The sequence below is a fragment of the Hymenobacter guriensis genome, assembly GCF_015773195.1.
In the GTDB taxonomy this organism is placed as follows: Bacteria; Bacteroidota; Bacteroidia; order Cytophagales; family Hymenobacteraceae; genus Hymenobacter; species Hymenobacter guriensis.
Map to the genome: position 1 here is coordinate 278,146 of NZ_JADWYK010000005.1, position 14,898 is coordinate 293,043.

Here is a 14,898-nt window from a genome sequence, read left to right on the forward strand (position 1 = left end):
CTTACCGTTGGCTGACTGCGCATCAGCTGTAAGCTGTCATGAAACAGTGACCTGTTTTTATCGATGGGTTCAAACGAAATTTGTTGGGCTACAGCCCCTGCACCGCCTGAATAAGCGCGTTTTCCAGCTTCTGACGCCGGGCTGTGGCCGTCCAGAAGGGAGAATCAGCCCGGCCCAGCTCGGCCAGCTGCTTGAGGCTGTCGGCAATGCGAGCGGCCAGGGCCGGCTCCAATGGGCGCTGCTGCAGCTGCTGCAGGATGCGCTGCCACTCCAGGCGGCATTGCTCCAGAGTCATCAGGTCGGTCCGGGCTAAAAACAGCTGCCGCATTTGCCGGCGGATTTCAGCGAGTTCCCTATGTACCTCCATACGCATACAGGCATAACATACACTCCAAACATACGCTTTTCGCCAGGACAAACAAGCAACGGTAGTACCGCCGTGGAGGGCGTGTGAGGGAGTAGACGCAGGGCCTGCAAGTGCAGCCAGCTTTGTCGATCCGAGGAATCGGGCTTTTTGGAGTAAGGTACTCCGGCGTTTACCCAGGCGTAGGGTAAGGCGCCGACTGGTTGGGGTGCTTTAGTTTAACCCAGACGTAGTCGTCCTGTATCTGCCCGTGCTTGACCACGGCCTGCCGACGGATGCTCTCCAGGTAGAAACCGTTTTTCTCCAAAGCCCGCATCGACGGCTGGTTGAAGGCAAATACGCCGGCCTCTAGGCGCACTATATCAAAGGTTGCAAATGCGTACGTGGTGAATAAGCCAATAGCTTCGGTGGCTACGCCCTTGCCCCAATACGGGGCGCCTACCCAGTACCCCAGCCCGGCGCTTAGTCGAAATACATCCTCTTTTCGCCACAGGCCAATGCTGCCTACCAGTTCCCCAGCCAGCCAGATGGCCAGGTTTTCGGCCGGCTGCTTGAGCGCCTGGGCTGCAATAAATGCCTCGGCGGCGGCTACGGTGTACGGGTTGGGGGTGCCGTTAAAGCCGTTGGCCAGGATAACGGGGTGGTTTCGCAGCAGGGCTACCCGCGAAGCGTCTGATGCGCTAAAAGGTTTTAATTCCAGCATCAACAAAAATAAAACAAAGAAGTACGCCTGGAGTAACCCTAAAATCAGTAAAACCCTGCTTGGCTAAGTTCTAGCTACAAACTCATCTAAAAACAAAAGTGCCCGCTCCGGCAACTACCGGAACGGGCACTTTTAACGGCATACAAGGCAGAAACTAGTTCTGCGGCGTCGCGGGAACTTCCTCCACGAGCTTATCAGCCTCTTTGTTCTGCACTACGGCCGTGTCGCCGGGTTCCCGGGCCATATCTTCCTGAACGTCGTTGGCGGCTTGCTCGGTGGCGGCACCGGCTTCGTTGGCAGCGTTTTCGGTGGTGACTTCCGCATTTTCCTGCTGGCGCTCCGAGCACGAAGTAGTGGCGAAGGCAGCAAACGCGGCGAAAAGAAGCAGGGATTTGAAGGACAGTTTCATAAGAAGTACGTGGTGTGATGGTCAGCCCGTCTGTACGGCAACTGCTGCAATCAGGTCGAATAAGTTTTCGGCATGAAGAAAAAAAACAATTGACTATATTTACTTTGATACTTTAGAGTGTGTGATATATGTAGCTATTAATGAGAAGGATACTATTGAAATAAAATTAATCGCATATCCAGCGGCGGGCTTCTTCAATCTCATCAAAGCGACGCAGCTCGAAGGCAATATCCGTCTCGGCCTGCTCGTACATCCGGTCGATGGTCAGCCGGTTGAGCGGGTCGTCGGAGGCCAGCAAAGCAAACCGCCGGAGGCCCATCCGGCTGAGCGGCAGCAGCACCGTGCGGTGTACCCAATCCAGATCCTTAGGCCGTACGGGGCCCAGCAGCCGGTCGTCGGCAATCCAGCCCTGCACGCGGTGCTCCAGGGCTAGCTGAAGGCCCTGTGAAACGCTTTGCCGGAAACTGGTGCTGTTGGCGAAGCTGAGCCATTGAAGCTCAATAGCCGGGCAGGCCGCCGTGTGCAGGTAGATGTTCAGGTAAGGAAACGACAGCGCGGGTTGCATACGGTAGGGACGCCGGGGCTGGTGAAACCAGACGTGTAGGGCCCGCATACGGGAATCAGCGGGCTATGGTCGAGTTTAAGTAAGCGTTATGGCTTCGCAGTCAGCTGCCGGGGCAGTTCGGCATCGTCGGGCAGCAGCTCGGCGCCGCTGCCGGCATCGGGCACCAGCGTTTTCCAGGCCGCTTTCTTCAGCTCGTCCAGGCGGGTGAGCGAGTCGGCTACGGTGGGGTGGGCTTTTAGCTTATCGAGCACGCCGGAGCGGTGCGCCACCTTGATCAGCTGCTCCACCACAAATGGCAGGATCCAGCCGACTACGTTGGAAGCCAGCACCCCGCGCAGCCCGATGCGCACCAGCAAGCGGGCAGCCATCCGTTCGAGCAGCAGGGCCCGGGCGGCGGGCAGGGCCTTATCGGTCAGGAAATCCTGTACCAGCCGGATGTTGCCTTTTTTTACTTCGGCCCGCAGCACCTCCTGTACCGAGTCGAGGGCAGCGGCGGCGGCTTTGCGAAACAGGCGGCCGGTTTGCCAGGCGGCCAGTCCGGTCGCCTTGGTCATGTTGCCAAGCAGGGTAATCCAGATGGGGCGGTTTTTCATAAGTCGGGTGGCGCAGTAGCGCCCTGCAAGTACGCAGCCGGCCGCCGGGCGGACAAGCATTCCATACAGAAACCGACGAAACTGCCGCTGCCCGCTGGCGTAGGCACCGTATGCTGTCAACCGACAACGCAACTTTACAGCCCTGGCTTCTCCGTTCGTTATGCACCAAATCATCATTTCCCAGCCCGGCGGTCCCGAAGTATTACAGCTCACTTCCGCCAGTGTACCCCAGCCAGGCCCGCACCAGGTGCTGGTGCGCGTGCAGGCCGCCGGCATCAACCGCCCCGACGTGCTTTTGCGTCAGGGCAAGTACGCCGGCAGCGGGGATGTGGCCGGTACCGTGCCGGGGCTGGAAATTGCGGGCACCGTGGAAGCCGTAGGCGCCGCTGCCGGGCGCTGGCACCCCGGCGACGCAGTGTGCGCGCTGCTGGCTGAAGGGGGCTACGCCGAGTACGCCGTGGTGGATGCCCGCCACTGCCTGCCCGTGCCCCCCGGCTGGACGATGGCCGAAGCCGCCACGCTGCCCGAAACCGTGTTTACCGTGTGGCACAACGTGTTTCAGCGCGGGCAGCTGCATTCCGGCGAAACCCTGCTGGTACACGGCGGCAGCAGCGGCATCGGCGTCACGGCCATTCAGCTGGCGGCAGCGCTGGGCGCTCCGGTGTTTGCCACGGCCGGCTCCGACGAGAAATGCCGCGCCTGCGAAAAGCTGGGGGCTACGCGCTGCTTCAACTATAAGATGGAAGATTTTGAAGCCGAGCTGAAAAGCCAGGGCGTAGACGTGGTGCTGGATATGGTAGGCGGTGACTACACGCCCCGGAACCTGCGCCTGCTCAGGGACGATGGCCGCCTGGTGTTCATCAACGCCATGCAGGGCCCCAAGGCCGAGTTCAACGCCCTGGACGTGATGCGCCGCCGCCTCACCATTACGGGCAGCACCCTGCGCCCCCGTTCCGCCGACTTTAAAGCCGCGCTGGCCGCCGCCGTGGAGCAACACGTGTGGCCGCTGCTGGCCGCCGGCCGGTTTCGCCCCGTCATCTACCGCCGCTTCCCGCTGGCTGAGGCCGCAGCGGCGCATCAATTGATGGAAAGCAGTGAGCACATCGGCAAAATCGTGCTGGAAGTTGGTGGGTAACGTGCTGAGACCTCAGTACATTACCCAGCCGCGCTACGCCAGAAAGTCGGGCACCACCTGCAGGCAAACCGGCGCGGACACCTCTACCGATACCCCGGTGGGGGTGAGCTGCCCGGTCTGAGCGTCGATGCGGTAGGTGACGATGTTGTTGGTCTGCTGATTGGCTACCAGCGCCACGCGGCCGCTGGGGTCGAGGGCAAAGTTGCGCGGAATCTTGCCCTGGGTATCGGCGTGCTGCACCCAGGTGAGCTTTCCGCTGCCGGGGTCAATGGCATAAACCACGATGCTGTTGTGGCCCCGGTTGGAGGCGTAGAGAAACCGGCCGTTGGGCGACACGTGAATATCGGCGCAGGCATTCCACGCGGTAAAGTCGGCCGGGAGCGTGGGAAGCGTGTGCAGTTCGCTGAATTTCCCCTGGCTGGCATCGTAGCTCAGGGCCGTGACGGTGGAGTTCAGCTCGTTAATGAGGTAGGCCCAGCGCTTATTGGGATGAAAGATGAGGTGGCGCGGACCGGCGCCCGGCGCGGTGGTAAAGGCCGTGGTGGGGGTGTTAAGAAACTTGCCCGTGCCCGGCTCCAGCGGGTAGGCCACCACCTGGTCGATGCCCAGGTCCACGGCCAGGGCAAAGCGGTTGGCAGGGTCGGGCAGGAAGCAGTGGGCGTGGGGCACGTTCTGGTTTTTGTGCGGGCCCGAGCCGGTGTGCTGCTGGGTAGCCGAGGGCGCGCCCAACTGGCCGTTGGCCTGCACGGGCAGGGCGCACACGCTGCCCCCGCCGTAGTTGGCCACCAGCGCCACGCGACGGGTATGGTCGAGGCTGACGTAGCACGGCCCCGGTCCAAACGACGACTGCTCATTCAGCAGGGTGAGGCCGCCGGTTTTGCGGTCGACGGCAAAGGCCCGTACCGAGCCGCTTTTCATGCCGTTGTATTCCTCGGTCTCGTTGGCCGTGTACAGCAGGCGCTGCTGCGGGTCGAGCGTCAGGTAGGTGGGGTTGGGGCCGGCTTTCGAGGCGCCCACCCGGGTGAGGGCACCAGTTTCCGGGTTCAGGCGGTACAGGAACAGGCTGTCGGCATCGGCGGCGGCGTAGGTGCCCACGTACACCAGGTACGAAGGCTCTTTGCGGCTGCCGGTGAGGGCGGAGGCGCACCCGGAAACGGCTAGCGGCAGGCCGGCCAGCGTCAAACCGGTAAGCTTCAGAAAATGACGGCGCGAAGAGTTTGGAAGGGTCATGCGGGCAGCGCGGGAAAAGGATGAAACGTCAGGGAGGCAAGGTAGCTACTGCGCCGGAGTTGTGACGGCGAAATATCGGCGGGGCTGGAGCGTCTACCAAGCGAGGCTGGCAGGGCGCCGGCGCCATCGACCGTAGCTATTAGCTCGTACCTTTGCCGCGGGTACCACCTTCCTGCCGCAACTTTCGCCTTCCGCCGCTGGTTTTCCTTTCTATGAACAAGACGTATTGCCCCAGCCTCACCGAGTATAAGCGCCGCCTTTCGCGGGAAGTGAAAATCGGCGACCTGCCCATGGGGGGCCTCAACCCGATTCGGGTGCAGAGCATGACCACCGTGGACACCATGGATACGCTGGGCTCGGTGGAGCAGACCCTGCGCATGGTGGAGGCCGGCTGCGAGTACGTGCGCATCACGGCCCCCAGCGTGAAGGAAGCCCAGAACCTGTTGGAAATCAAGAAGGAGCTGCGCAAGCGGGGCTGCAACGTGCCGCTTATTGCCGACATTCACTTCACGCCCAACGCCGCCGAGCTGGCCGCCCGCATTGTGGAGAAAGTGCGCGTGAACCCCGGCAACTACGCCGATAAAAAGAAGTTCGACGTCATCGACTACACCGATGCCTCCTACGCCGCCGAGGTGGAGCGCATCCGGGAGCGGTTCCGCCCACTGGTGCAGATCTGCAAGCAGTACGGCACGGCCATGCGCATCGGCACCAACCACGGCTCGTTGTCGGACCGGATTCTGAGCCGCTACGGCGACACGCCCCTGGGCATGGTAGAGTCGGCGCTGGAGTTTCTGCGGCTCTGTGAGGAGGAAAACTACTACGACGTGGTGCTGAGCATGAAGGCCTCCAACACCCAGGTAATGGTGCAGGCCTACCGCTTGCTGGTGCAGAAGCTCGACGAAGAAGGCCTGCAACCCTACCCGCTGCACCTGGGCGTGACGGAAGCCGGCGAAGCCGAAGACGGCCGCATCAAGTCGGCCGTGGGCATCGGCACCCTGCTGGAAGATGGCCTCGGCGACACCGTGCGCGTGAGCCTCACGGAAGCTCCCGAAGCCGAAGCCCCCGTAGCCCGCGCCCTGATTGACCGGTATACGAACCGCGCCGCCGAGGCCAAGCCTATTCGCCCGTTGGGCGAAGAATTAGTAATTAGTAATGAAGAATTAATAATGAGCAATGACGCGTCGCCTGACCGTAATTCTTCATCACTAATTACTAATTACTCATTACCGATAGACCCCTTCCAGTACCACCGCCGCCCTACCCGCGAGGTGCTGAACCTGGGCGGGCAGAATGTGCCCCGGGTGATGGTAGACCTCTCGGCCCTGGATGCGGTGGAGTATGCCGATCTGCGCGCCGTGGGCCATCTGTACTCCGCGTTTCTGGACAAGTTTCAGATGAATGACCTCGGCGCCGACTACGTGTACTCGGGCCAGCGCCCGGTGCCGTTTATGCTGCCCAACGGCCTCAAGGAAGTGGTGGACTACAGCGCCTGGCTTGATGCCGGCCAGCGCCCCGACCATTACCCGGTACTGACCCATACGGAATACGCTGCCCCTGGCGCCCGCCACCCCGAGCTGAACTTTGTGTTCCAGCACCTCGACTCGCTCACGCCTACCTCCCTGACGCAGCTGCGCGACGACGCCACGGCGGTAATTATTCTCTACACCGACAATGCCCACGCCATGCCCGAAATCCGCCGGGCGTTTTTCGAGCTGATGAACCATGGGGTGACCAACCCGGTCATCATCAACCGTCAGTATCCCGAGCTGACGCCCGAGCAAACCCAGCTCTACGCCGCCACCGACGTGGGTGGCCTGCTGCTCGACGGCCTTGGCGACGGGGTGGTGCTAAGCACGGAACTGCTGCCCGCCCGCCCGAAACAGGAGTGGCTCCAAACGCTGGATCAGCTCAACCAGCTTTCCTTCGGGATTCTGCAGGCGGCGCGCACGCGCATGAGCAAGACGGAGTACATCAGCTGCCCGAGCTGCGGCCGCACCCTGTTCGATCTGCAGGAAACCACCGCCATGATCCGTAAGCGCACCGACCACCTGAAGGGCGTCAAAATCGGCATCATGGGCTGCATCGTGAACGGTCCCGGCGAAATGGCCGACGCCGACTACGGCTACGTGGGCGTCGGCAAAGGCAAAATTGCCCTCTACCGCGGCCAGGAAGTCATCAAGAAAGCCGTACCTGAGGAGCGCGCAGTAGATGAGTTGATTGAGCTTATGCGCGAAGACGGCCGCTGGATTGAGCCAGTACTGCTGGAGGAGCCGGTGGCGGGGTAGTGCAAGCCACAGTAGCCTAAACGCTAGGAGTATACGTCTGCTGGTAAGGCATTCAGTAGCAGAAGCAGCCCTGTTTAAGCTTTTATAATGTCTAACGCTTCTCGGTTTTCCTTGCCGGCGGTGCCATCCGTGCTGTTTGCCATTATCAGTGTGCAGGCCGGGGCTGCCTTGGCGAAGGGCTTGTTTCCGCTGCTGGGGGCGGCCGGTACCACGAGCCTCCGCATCGGTTTATCAGCCTTGGTGTTGCTGGCAGTGGTACGGCCGCGGCTGGGGCAGCTACGGGCTGCGCAATGGCGGGCCGTGGTGCCCTACGGCCTGGCTTTGGGGCTCATGAATTGTCTCTTCTACTGCTCACTGGCGCGCATACCGCTCGGCTTGGCCGTAACGTTGGAGTTTATTGGCCCGCTGGCTCTAGCCTTAAGCGGCTCCCGGCGCTGGCTGGATGCCGTTTGGGTGGCCTTGGCGGGCCTGGGCATTGCCCTTATCACGCCGTGGAGTGGCCAGGGTATCAACCTCACAGGCATGGCCTACGCCCTGGCGGCGGGCGCGTGCTGGGCCATCTACATCGTACTGGGGCAGCGCACCGCCGCCGTGCTACCCGGTTCAGTGGCTGTTGCCGTGGGTATGCTCTTCGCCGTGGTGCCAGTGCTGCCATTTGCGGTGGCTGGCGGGAGCTTACTGCACCTGACGCCGCGACTCTTGCTACAGGGCGCTGGGTTGGCGCTATTTTCCAGTATCCTGCCGTTCACCCTGGAAATGCAGGCGCTTAAGTCTCTGCCGACGCGCACATTCAGTATTCTGATGAGCCTGGAGCCGGTAGCGGCTGCCGTTTCGGGGTGGCTGCTGCTGGGCGAGCAGCTGTCGGGGTGGCAGTGGCTGGCGGTGGGCTTCATCGTGCTGGCCAGCGTTGGGGCTACCCTTACTAGTCAGCGCCCCGTGCCGGCGCTGCATGGTGAGTAGGGCCCGGTACTTTACTGGTCGGCGCTACTTGTTAAATTGTTGAAAAATATCTGCGCCCCTCGTCCGTCTGCCCACCCATGAAACTACATGTAATCTTGACCGGGGCCACCGGCATGGTGGGAGAGGGTGTGCTGCTGGAATGCCTGAACAGCCCCGAAGTAGAGCAGGTGCTCAGCATCAGCCGGCGGCCGAGCGGCCGAACCCACCCCAAGCTACGTGAAATCATCCACGCGGATTTCCATAATCTGACACCCATCCAGGACCAGCTCGCGGGCTACAACGCCTGTTTTTTCTGTCTGGGCGTGTCGTCGGTGGGCATGCAGGAACCCGAATACCGCCGCCTCACCCAGGATCTTACCCTGCACGTTGCCCAAACGCTGCTGCCCCGCAACCCCGACCTCACGTTCTGCTACGTATCGGGCGCGGGTACCGACGATACGCTGCGCAGCCGCCAGATGTGGGCCCGCGTGAAGGGCGAAACCGAAAACGCGCTGCTAGGGCTGGGTTTCCGGCAGGCCTACATGTTCCGCCCCGGCTTTCTGAAAGCCACGCCGGGCCAGCAGCACGTGCTGTCGTATTACAAGTATTTCAGCTGGCTGTATCCGGCGCTGCGGCGATTTATGCCGAAGTATGTATCCACGTTGGCGGAGTTGGGGCAAGCTATGCTACACGTGGCGCAGCGTGGCTACGCAAAGCCAGTGTTGGAAGTGCCGGATATCGTGACGGCGGCCACAAGGTATGGCAATCCTATTATCCTTCTCACGGCTGAATAACCTCCGCGCCTTCTGCGGAAACTTCTGCGTCTTCTGCGGGCTAATAAGTTTGTTTTACCGTGAGAAGGTCCTTCGCAGAGCGCAGGATGACAAGGAAATACTACTTGCACCCATCCTTGCGGCGCGTGTCGATGATGTAGGCAATGCGCCAGCCTTCGGCCAGCTTCACCAGCTGAAAGGAGTTGTAGCCGCAGTGGCTGAACTTGTCGCTCACGTAGAACTGATAGGGCGTCCAGACGCTGGCCAGCTGCGCGTCAATAAGCACCCGCTCGAAGCTGATACGCTCATCATACACGCCCTGGTGCGGCGTACCCACGGCCTTCAGGAAAGCCGCCACGTTTTCCGTCTGCACCTGCGTTTTGCCGCCGCGGTTGCTGATGGTTTGCAGAATAACCGTGGGCGCCAGCGTGCTGCGAATGAGCGTGCTGTCGGTTTTGCGCATGCCCTCAAAAAAGCGGTTAATGGTTTGCTTAACCGCTTCCGTATCCGAAGCCGGGCTTTGACCATGAGCGGCAGCAGCGGTAAGCAGCAGGCCCGCGAGAAGAGCGTAGAAAGGGCGCATACAGAGAGGTGGTTAGCGTTGGGCCGTAACGACGCCGCTGCGGAACGGCAGTTGCAGCGGCCCCCGCAATTTACGAGCGGGGTAAATCTTTATGCGGCGGGAGGTGTTATCTTAGTAGTCCTAAAACCTCTGTGTCATGCGTAAAGACTTGTTTAATCTGGGTCCCGTTTTTGGGTATTTTTTCCGCAAGAACGACCCCACGCGCCATACCAACTTCAACCTGCGCACCATGCACTTCATCAATAAGCTGAGCATGGCCATGTTTCTGGTCGGCTTTCTGGTGCTGCTGTATCGGTGGTTTCTCCGCTAATCAGTTGTTAGTTGCCGGTTGTCAGGCGTATTCTGATGGCCGGCATTCAATTAACAAGCAGTACTGGCAACAGCATGAACATCGAAGACTTCCGCGACTATTGCCTGCTGAAAGCGGGGGTGAGCGAAGAAACTCCGTTCGGTCCCTCAACCCTGGTGTTTAAAGTGGGCGGTAAAGTGTTTGCCCTCACCGATATCGACACCTTTGGCAGCATCAACCTGAAGTGCGACCCGGAGCGCGCCGTAGAATTGCGCGAGCAACACGACTACGTGCTGCCGGGCTACCACATGAACAAAAAGCACTGGAACACGGTGCTGGTCGGTACCGGCATCCCCGGCCGCCAGCTGCGCGAGCTTATCGACCATTCTTATGACTTGGTGCGTGCTTCGCTGCCGAAAAAGCTGCGTGAAGAGCTAACCGAGGCCGAGCAAACGGAAGGTTAGCAGCTTGAATCGAGTTTGTTTAAATGTAGGGCGGGGCAGTAGCTTCGCCACTTTTTTGTGCTTTATTGTAACTGATGTTGTTACAATGCGTATCTTTGTTCTGCCACCGCCTGGAGCTGGCTTTTTACCTCCACCGGTTGCCCCACTATGCAAATCAGTAGTCGTTTTTCCGTGGCCGTGCATGTGCTTTCCCTGCTGGCTTTGCAGCAGCCTGGCGACGCGCTGCTGACCTCGGAGCGCATGGCCGGAAGCGTCAATACCAACCCCGTCGTGATTAGGCGGATTCTGGGGCAGCTGAAAAAGGCCGGCCTGGTAGAGGTGCGGCCGGCTTCGGGCGGCACGTTTCTAACCCGTTCTCCCCGGGCTATTTCCCTGCTGGAAGTGTACCGGGCGGTAGAGGTGGTAGCCGAAGGGCAGCTGTTCAGCGTCCACGACCAGCCAAACCCGGCCTGTCCCGTGGGGCGTCATATTCAGGCAGCCCTAAATGCTACCCTGCAGCGCGCCCAGGCGGCCCTGGAGCAGCAGCTGGCTGGCGTGCTGCTGGCCCAGGTCACCACGGATATTCAAGCCAAAGCGGCGGCAAGCAGCTAATTTTTTTGCTTTCAATTGTAACTGCAATGGTTGCAATACAGTCTTCTTTTTCTTTTCACCATACCCTTTTCACCTATGAAAATTGCCCTCATCGGAGCCACCGGGTTCGTCGGCTCGAAGCTCCTGACCGAAGCCCTCAACCGCGGCCACCAGGTAACGGCCCTGGTGCGTGACCCCGCCAAGCTCACCACCCAGCACGCTAACCTGACCATCGTAACTGGCAACGTAAACCAGGTGGAGGAAACCGCCCGGCAACTGGCCGGCCACGATGTTGTCATCAACTCCTTCAATGCCGGCTGGGCCAACCCCAACCTCTACCACGACTTCCTGCAGGGTGCCCGCGACATTGAAGCCGCTACCGAGAAGGCTGGAGTGCCGCGCCTGATTGCCATTGGCGGGGCGGGCAGCCTCTACATTGACGGGCAGCAGCTGGTAGACGGGCCGCAGTTCCCCGCAGAGTACAAGGCCGGTGCCACCGCCGCCCGCGACTACCTGAATGAGCTGAAAAAGAACGATACCCTCGACTGGACCTTCGTCAGCCCCGCCATTGAAATGCACCCGGGCATCAGCACCGGCCGCACGGGCCACTACCGCCTCGGCCTCGAAAGCCCGGTGTTCAACGAGGAAGGCCGCAGCATCCTGTCGGGCGAAGACCTGGCCGTGGCCATTCTGGACGAAGTAGAGCAGCCCAAGCACAGCCGCCAGCGCTTCACCGCTGCGTATTAGGGAGGGCACAAGTCTGTCAAGAACGTCATGCTGAGCGGAGCCGAAGCATCTCTACCGCTTCGTTGGATTACTACTGCAACGAAGCGGTAGAGATGCTTCGGCTCCGCTCAGCATGACGTTCTTATGTAGCCGAACAAAAAAGGCCCACCGGAGAAATCCGGCGGGCCTTTTTACTAAAACCTAGACGCAATTACACCACCACGTTCACCATGCGGCCGGGCACCACAATCACCTTTTTGGCTTCTTTGCCCTCGGCGAAGCGGGCCAGGAAGTCGGAGGCGCGCACGGCGGCTTCGATGTCGGCTGGGGTGGCGGTGGCTGGGAACTGCAGCTGCTCGCGCACCTTGCCGTTAATGGCCACCGGGTAGTTCACCACGTCTTCCACCAGGTATTCTTCCTTGAACTCGGGATAAGTGGCCGAGCTGATGGAACCGGGTGCATGGCCCAGCTTCTGCCACAGCTCCTCGGCCAGGTGCGGAGCGTAGGGCGACACCAGTACCACCAGCGGCTCCAGCACGGCGCGCTTGTGCGTGTCGAGGGCCGTCAGCTCGTTCACCGTAATCATCAGGGCGCTGACGGTGGTGTTGAACGAGAACTTCTCGATGTCTTCCTCCACCTTGCGGATAGCCTTGTGTAGGGCCTTCAGCTCGGCGGGTTTCGGGGCCTCGTCGGTCACGGCAAAGTCGCCATCCTGGGGGTGGTAGAGGCGCCAGAGCTTCTTGAGGAAGCCTGCTACGCCGCTCATGCCGTTGGTGTTCCAGGGCTTGAACTGCTCCAGCGGCCCCAGGAACATTTCGTACAAACGCAGCGCATCTGCCCCGTACTGGCCTACCAATACATCTGGGTTCACCACGTTGAACTTCGCCTTCGACATCTTCTCGACTTCCCAGCCACTCACGTAGCGCCCGTCATCTTCTAGAATGAATTCGGCATCAGCGTAATCCGGCCGCCACTTTTTGAAAGCTTCGGTATCCAGCACATCATTTGTCAGAATGTTGACATCAACGTGCAGTGCAGTGGTCTGATATTGGTCCTTTTTACCAAGCGTCACAAACGTATTAGTGCCGTTGATGCGATATACGAAGTTCGAGCGGCCCAGAATCATGCCCTGGTTGATGAGCTTCTGGAAGGGCTCCGGAGCAGACACCAAGCCCAGGTCTTTCAGGAAAAGGTGCCAGAAGCGGGAGTAGAGTAGGTGGCCCGTAGCATGCTCTGCACCACCCATGTATAAATCCACCTGCTGCCAGTATTGCTCGGCTTCCTCGCCCACGAAACGGTCGGCGTTCTGCGGGTCCATGTAGCGCAGGTAGTACCAGCTGGAACCGGCCCAGCCAGGCATGGTGCTCAGCTCGTACTCGTACTGGCCTTTGTACTTCCAGTCCTTGGCGCGGCCCAGGGGCGGCTCGCCGGTTTCGGTGGGCTTGTACTCGTCGATTTCCGGGAGCACCAGGGGCAGGTCGGCTTCGGCCACGCCGTAGGCCACGCCCTCCTTGTAGTAAATCGGGATAGGCTCGCCCCAGTAGCGCTGGCGGCCAAAGATGGCGTCGCGGATGCGGAAGTTGGTTTTGCCCTTACCGATGCCGCGTGCTTCAAGTTCCTGAATCAGGGTTTGGGTGGCTTGCTTGTAGCTTTGGCCCTGGATGAGGCCGTGCAGGTACTTGCCTTCCTTGGTCGGGTCGGCCTGCTCGTCAATCTGCTGGGCATCTACCACCTGCACAATGGGCAGCTGGAAGTGCTTGGCAAACACGTAGTCGCGCTGGTCCCCGCTGGGCACAGCCATGACGGCGCCAGTGCCGTAGCCGGCCAGCACGTAATCAGCAATCCAGATCTGGATGGGCTCGTTCGTAAACGGGTTGAGGGCGTAGGCGCCGGTGAAAGCACCCGAAACCGTCTTGGTATCGGCCATCCGGTCACGCTCCGAGCGGCGCTTGGTGGCGTCGATGTAGCCCTGAATGGCCTGCTGCTGTTCCGGTGTGGTCAGCTCTTTCACCAACTCGTGCTCGGGCGCCAGCACCAGGAAGGTGGCTCCGTAAATGGTGTCTACGCGCGTCGTGTACACCTTGATCTGGGCCTGCTCGTGGCCCTGCACGGCAAACGTTACCTCAGCCCCGATGCTTTTACCAATCCAGTTGCGCTGCATTTCCTTTACCGCGTCGGGCCAGTCGAGGGTGTCGAGGCCCTGGAGGAGGCGGTCGGCGTAGGCCGTGATGCGCAGGTTCCACTGGGGCATGAGGCGGCGTTCCACGGGGAAGCCGCCCCGCTCCGAGAGGCCATCCTTCACCTCGTCGTTGCTGAGTACCGTACCCAGGCCGGGGCACCAGTTCACGTAGGTATCCTGCTGGTAGGCCAGGCGGTAGGGGTGCACAGCCTGCAGCTTCTGCTTTTCCGTGAACGACTGCCACTGACCGGCCGTAAAGGAGTGGCGCTCCTCCTCATCACCGGCGGCGCGGATGCCCTCACTACCGTTTTGCTGGAACTTGTCGAGCAAGGTTTTGAGCGGCTCGGCCCGGTTGGTGTCGAGGTTGTACCAGGAGTTGAACAGCTTGAGGAAAATCCACTGCGTCCACTTGTAGTACTGCGGGTCGGAGGTGCGCACCTCCCGGCTCCAGTCGTAGCTGAAGCCCAGGGAGTTGAGCTGCCGGATATACGTGTCGATGTTCTGCTCCGTGGTCAGGGCCGGGTGCTGGCCGGTCTGGATGGCGTACTGCTCGGCGGGCAGGCCAAACGAGTCGAAGCCCATGGGGTGGAGCACGTTGTAGCCCTGCAGGCGCTTGTAGCGGGCCACAATGTCGGAGGCAATGTAGCCCAGCGGGTGGCCCACGTGCAGGCCCGCGCCGCTGGGGTACGGGAACATGTCCAGCACATAGTACTTGGGCTTGTCCGACTGATTCTCAGTCTTAAACGTGTGATGCTCTTTCCAGTGGGCTTGCCACTTCTTCTCAATATCCTGGGGATAATAGCCGGGCATGGGATTCTGCTGCGTGTGAAAGGGCGAAATTACGCGGAAATGCCGGGAAAGCGCCGACTCACCAACTCCCTCCCCGAAAAAGGAGGGGGCGAGCCTAACGACGCTGGGTTACGCTGCGGACGCAAGGTGTTTCGGGTTGGTCGTGGGGTGTTTTCGACTGGTCGGAAGGTGTTTCTGAATAGTCGGGAGGTGTTTTTGATTGGTCTTGGGGTGTTTCGTCTTGGTCAGGAAGGGTTTATGACTGGTCGGGAGGTGTTTCGTCTTGGTCGGGAAGGGTTGCA

At 60.6% G+C, this 14,898-nt stretch carries 16 protein-coding genes; 8 read left to right on the forward strand and 8 right to left on the reverse strand.

Annotation, left to right across the window (positions count from 1 at the left end; translation table 11 throughout):
* Window positions 1-88: 88 nt before the first annotated feature.
* The 5 genes from I5L79_RS10980 to I5L79_RS11000 form a co-directional block, all read right to left on the reverse strand.
* Entirely contained in the window at window positions 89-328 is a 240-nt protein-coding gene (locus I5L79_RS10980; protein WP_231403041.1) for a hypothetical protein, read from the reverse strand.
* 208 nt (window positions 329-536) lie between these two features.
* Complete coding sequence (locus I5L79_RS10985; protein WP_196955093.1) at window positions 537-1,067, reverse strand: GNAT family N-acetyltransferase; 531 nt, start codon at window positions 1,065-1,067, stop codon at window positions 537-539.
* 154 nt (window positions 1,068-1,221) lie between these two features.
* A complete protein-coding gene (locus I5L79_RS10990) occupies window positions 1,222-1,476 on the reverse strand; it encodes a hypothetical protein (RefSeq protein ID WP_196955094.1) in 255 nt (84 codons plus the stop codon).
* Between the two features lie 166 nt (window positions 1,477-1,642).
* Window positions 1,643-2,041 carry a hypothetical protein gene (locus I5L79_RS10995; RefSeq protein ID WP_196955095.1) on the reverse strand — a complete coding sequence of 133 codons (399 nt, stop codon included), beginning with the start codon at window positions 2,039-2,041 and terminating at the stop codon, window positions 1,643-1,645.
* Between the two features lie 86 nt (window positions 2,042-2,127).
* On the reverse strand, window positions 2,128-2,634 hold the full coding sequence (locus I5L79_RS11000) for a hypothetical protein (protein ID WP_196955096.1): 507 nt from the start codon (window positions 2,632-2,634) through the stop codon (window positions 2,128-2,130).
* Between the two features lie 160 nt (window positions 2,635-2,794).
* On the opposite strand from I5L79_RS11000, the gene I5L79_RS11005 reads away from it, so the two are divergent.
* Window positions 2,795-3,769, forward strand: a complete 975-nt coding sequence (locus I5L79_RS11005; protein ID WP_196955097.1) for an NAD(P)H-quinone oxidoreductase — start codon at window positions 2,795-2,797, stop codon at window positions 3,767-3,769.
* 33 nt (window positions 3,770-3,802) lie between these two features.
* On the opposite strand, the gene I5L79_RS11010 is transcribed toward I5L79_RS11005, so the two are convergent.
* Window positions 3,803-4,999, reverse strand: coding sequence for a lactonase family protein (locus I5L79_RS11010; protein ID WP_196955098.1), 1,197 nt, complete (start codon window positions 4,997-4,999; stop codon window positions 3,803-3,805).
* A gap of 212 nt (window positions 5,000-5,211) precedes the next feature.
* Between I5L79_RS11010 and ispG the strand changes: the two genes are divergently transcribed.
* The 3 genes from ispG to I5L79_RS11025 all read left to right on the forward strand — a co-directional run bounded on the left by ispG (window position 5,212) and on the right by I5L79_RS11025 (window position 9,017).
* On the forward strand, window positions 5,212-7,284 hold the full coding sequence (gene ispG / locus I5L79_RS11015; RefSeq protein WP_196955099.1) for a (E)-4-hydroxy-3-methylbut-2-enyl-diphosphate synthase: 2,073 nt from the start codon (window positions 5,212-5,214) through the stop codon (window positions 7,282-7,284).
* Between the two features lie 87 nt (window positions 7,285-7,371).
* Complete coding sequence (locus I5L79_RS11020; protein WP_196955100.1) at window positions 7,372-8,244, forward strand: EamA family transporter; 873 nt, start codon at window positions 7,372-7,374, stop codon at window positions 8,242-8,244.
* A 77-nt stretch (window positions 8,245-8,321) separates the two neighbouring features.
* The gene (locus I5L79_RS11025; protein WP_196955101.1) at window positions 8,322-9,017 is read left to right on the forward strand and encodes a Rossmann-fold NAD(P)-binding domain-containing protein; all 696 of its coding nucleotides are present in this window, start codon (window positions 8,322-8,324) and stop codon (window positions 9,015-9,017) included.
* Between the two features lie 100 nt (window positions 9,018-9,117).
* Here I5L79_RS11025 and I5L79_RS11030 read toward each other — a convergent pair whose 3' ends face one another.
* Window positions 9,118-9,579: a nuclear transport factor 2 family protein gene (locus I5L79_RS11030; protein ID WP_196955102.1), complete on the reverse strand. Its 462-nt coding sequence runs from the start codon at window positions 9,577-9,579 to the stop codon at window positions 9,118-9,120.
* 136 nt (window positions 9,580-9,715) lie between these two features.
* Here I5L79_RS11030 and I5L79_RS11035 point away from each other — a divergent pair, with 136 nt between their 5' ends.
* The 4 genes from I5L79_RS11035 (at window position 9,716) to I5L79_RS11050 (ending at window position 11,649) form a co-directional block, all read left to right on the forward strand.
* The gene (locus I5L79_RS11035; protein WP_196955103.1) at window positions 9,716-9,889 is read left to right on the forward strand and encodes a DUF6728 family protein; all 174 of its coding nucleotides are present in this window, start codon (window positions 9,716-9,718) and stop codon (window positions 9,887-9,889) included.
* A gap of 74 nt (window positions 9,890-9,963) precedes the next feature.
* A complete protein-coding gene (locus I5L79_RS11040; protein WP_196955104.1) occupies window positions 9,964-10,332 on the forward strand; it encodes an MmcQ/YjbR family DNA-binding protein in 369 nt (122 codons plus the stop codon).
* Between the two features lie 147 nt (window positions 10,333-10,479).
* On the forward strand, window positions 10,480-10,923 hold the full coding sequence (locus I5L79_RS11045; RefSeq protein WP_196955105.1) for an Rrf2 family transcriptional regulator: 444 nt from the start codon (window positions 10,480-10,482) through the stop codon (window positions 10,921-10,923).
* A gap of 75 nt (window positions 10,924-10,998) precedes the next feature.
* Window positions 10,999-11,649, forward strand: a complete 651-nt coding sequence (locus tag I5L79_RS11050; RefSeq protein ID WP_196955106.1) for an NAD(P)-dependent oxidoreductase — start codon at window positions 10,999-11,001, stop codon at window positions 11,647-11,649.
* A gap of 190 nt (window positions 11,650-11,839) precedes the next feature.
* Here the strand turns inward: I5L79_RS11050 and leuS are convergent, their stop codons facing one another.
* On the reverse strand, window positions 11,840-14,617 hold the full coding sequence (gene leuS / locus I5L79_RS11055; RefSeq protein WP_196955107.1) for a leucine--tRNA ligase: 2,778 nt from the start codon (window positions 14,615-14,617) through the stop codon (window positions 11,840-11,842).
* Window positions 14,618-14,898: the final 281 nt, after the last annotated feature.

Coding starts and splice junctions, on each gene's coding strand:
- ispG (WP_196955099.1), top strand. CDS start 5,212: ATGAACAAGACGTATTGCCCCAGCCTCACCGAGTATAAGCGCCGCCTT.
- I5L79_RS11005 (WP_196955097.1), top strand. CDS start 2,795: ATGCACCAAATCATCATTTCCCAGCCCGGCGGTCCCGAAGTATTACAG.
- I5L79_RS10985 (WP_196955093.1), bottom strand. CDS start 1,067: ATGCTGGAATTAAAACCTTTTAGCGCATCAGACGCTTCGCGGGTAGCC.
- leuS (WP_196955107.1), bottom strand. CDS start 14,617: ATGCCCGGCTATTATCCCCAGGATATTGAGAAGAAGTGGCAAGCCCAC.
- I5L79_RS11020 (WP_196955100.1), top strand. CDS start 7,372: ATGTCTAACGCTTCTCGGTTTTCCTTGCCGGCGGTGCCATCCGTGCTG.
- I5L79_RS10980 (WP_231403041.1), bottom strand. CDS start 328: ATGCGGCAGCTGTTTTTAGCCCGGACCGACCTGATGACTCTGGAGCAA.
- I5L79_RS11040 (WP_196955104.1), top strand. CDS start 9,964: ATGAACATCGAAGACTTCCGCGACTATTGCCTGCTGAAAGCGGGGGTG.
- I5L79_RS11025 (WP_196955101.1), top strand. CDS start 8,322: ATGAAACTACATGTAATCTTGACCGGGGCCACCGGCATGGTGGGAGAG.
- I5L79_RS11010 (WP_196955098.1), bottom strand. CDS start 4,999: ATGACCCTTCCAAACTCTTCGCGCCGTCATTTTCTGAAGCTTACCGGT.
- I5L79_RS11035 (WP_196955103.1), top strand. CDS start 9,716: ATGCGTAAAGACTTGTTTAATCTGGGTCCCGTTTTTGGGTATTTTTTC.
- I5L79_RS11030 (WP_196955102.1), bottom strand. CDS start 9,579: ATGCGCCCTTTCTACGCTCTTCTCGCGGGCCTGCTGCTTACCGCTGCT.
- I5L79_RS11000 (WP_196955096.1), bottom strand. CDS start 2,634: ATGAAAAACCGCCCCATCTGGATTACCCTGCTTGGCAACATGACCAAG.
- I5L79_RS11050 (WP_196955106.1), top strand. CDS start 10,999: ATGAAAATTGCCCTCATCGGAGCCACCGGGTTCGTCGGCTCGAAGCTC.
- I5L79_RS10995 (WP_196955095.1), bottom strand. CDS start 2,041: ATGCAACCCGCGCTGTCGTTTCCTTACCTGAACATCTACCTGCACACG.
- I5L79_RS11045 (WP_196955105.1), top strand. CDS start 10,480: ATGCAAATCAGTAGTCGTTTTTCCGTGGCCGTGCATGTGCTTTCCCTG.
- I5L79_RS10990 (WP_196955094.1), bottom strand. CDS start 1,476: ATGAAACTGTCCTTCAAATCCCTGCTTCTTTTCGCCGCGTTTGCTGCC.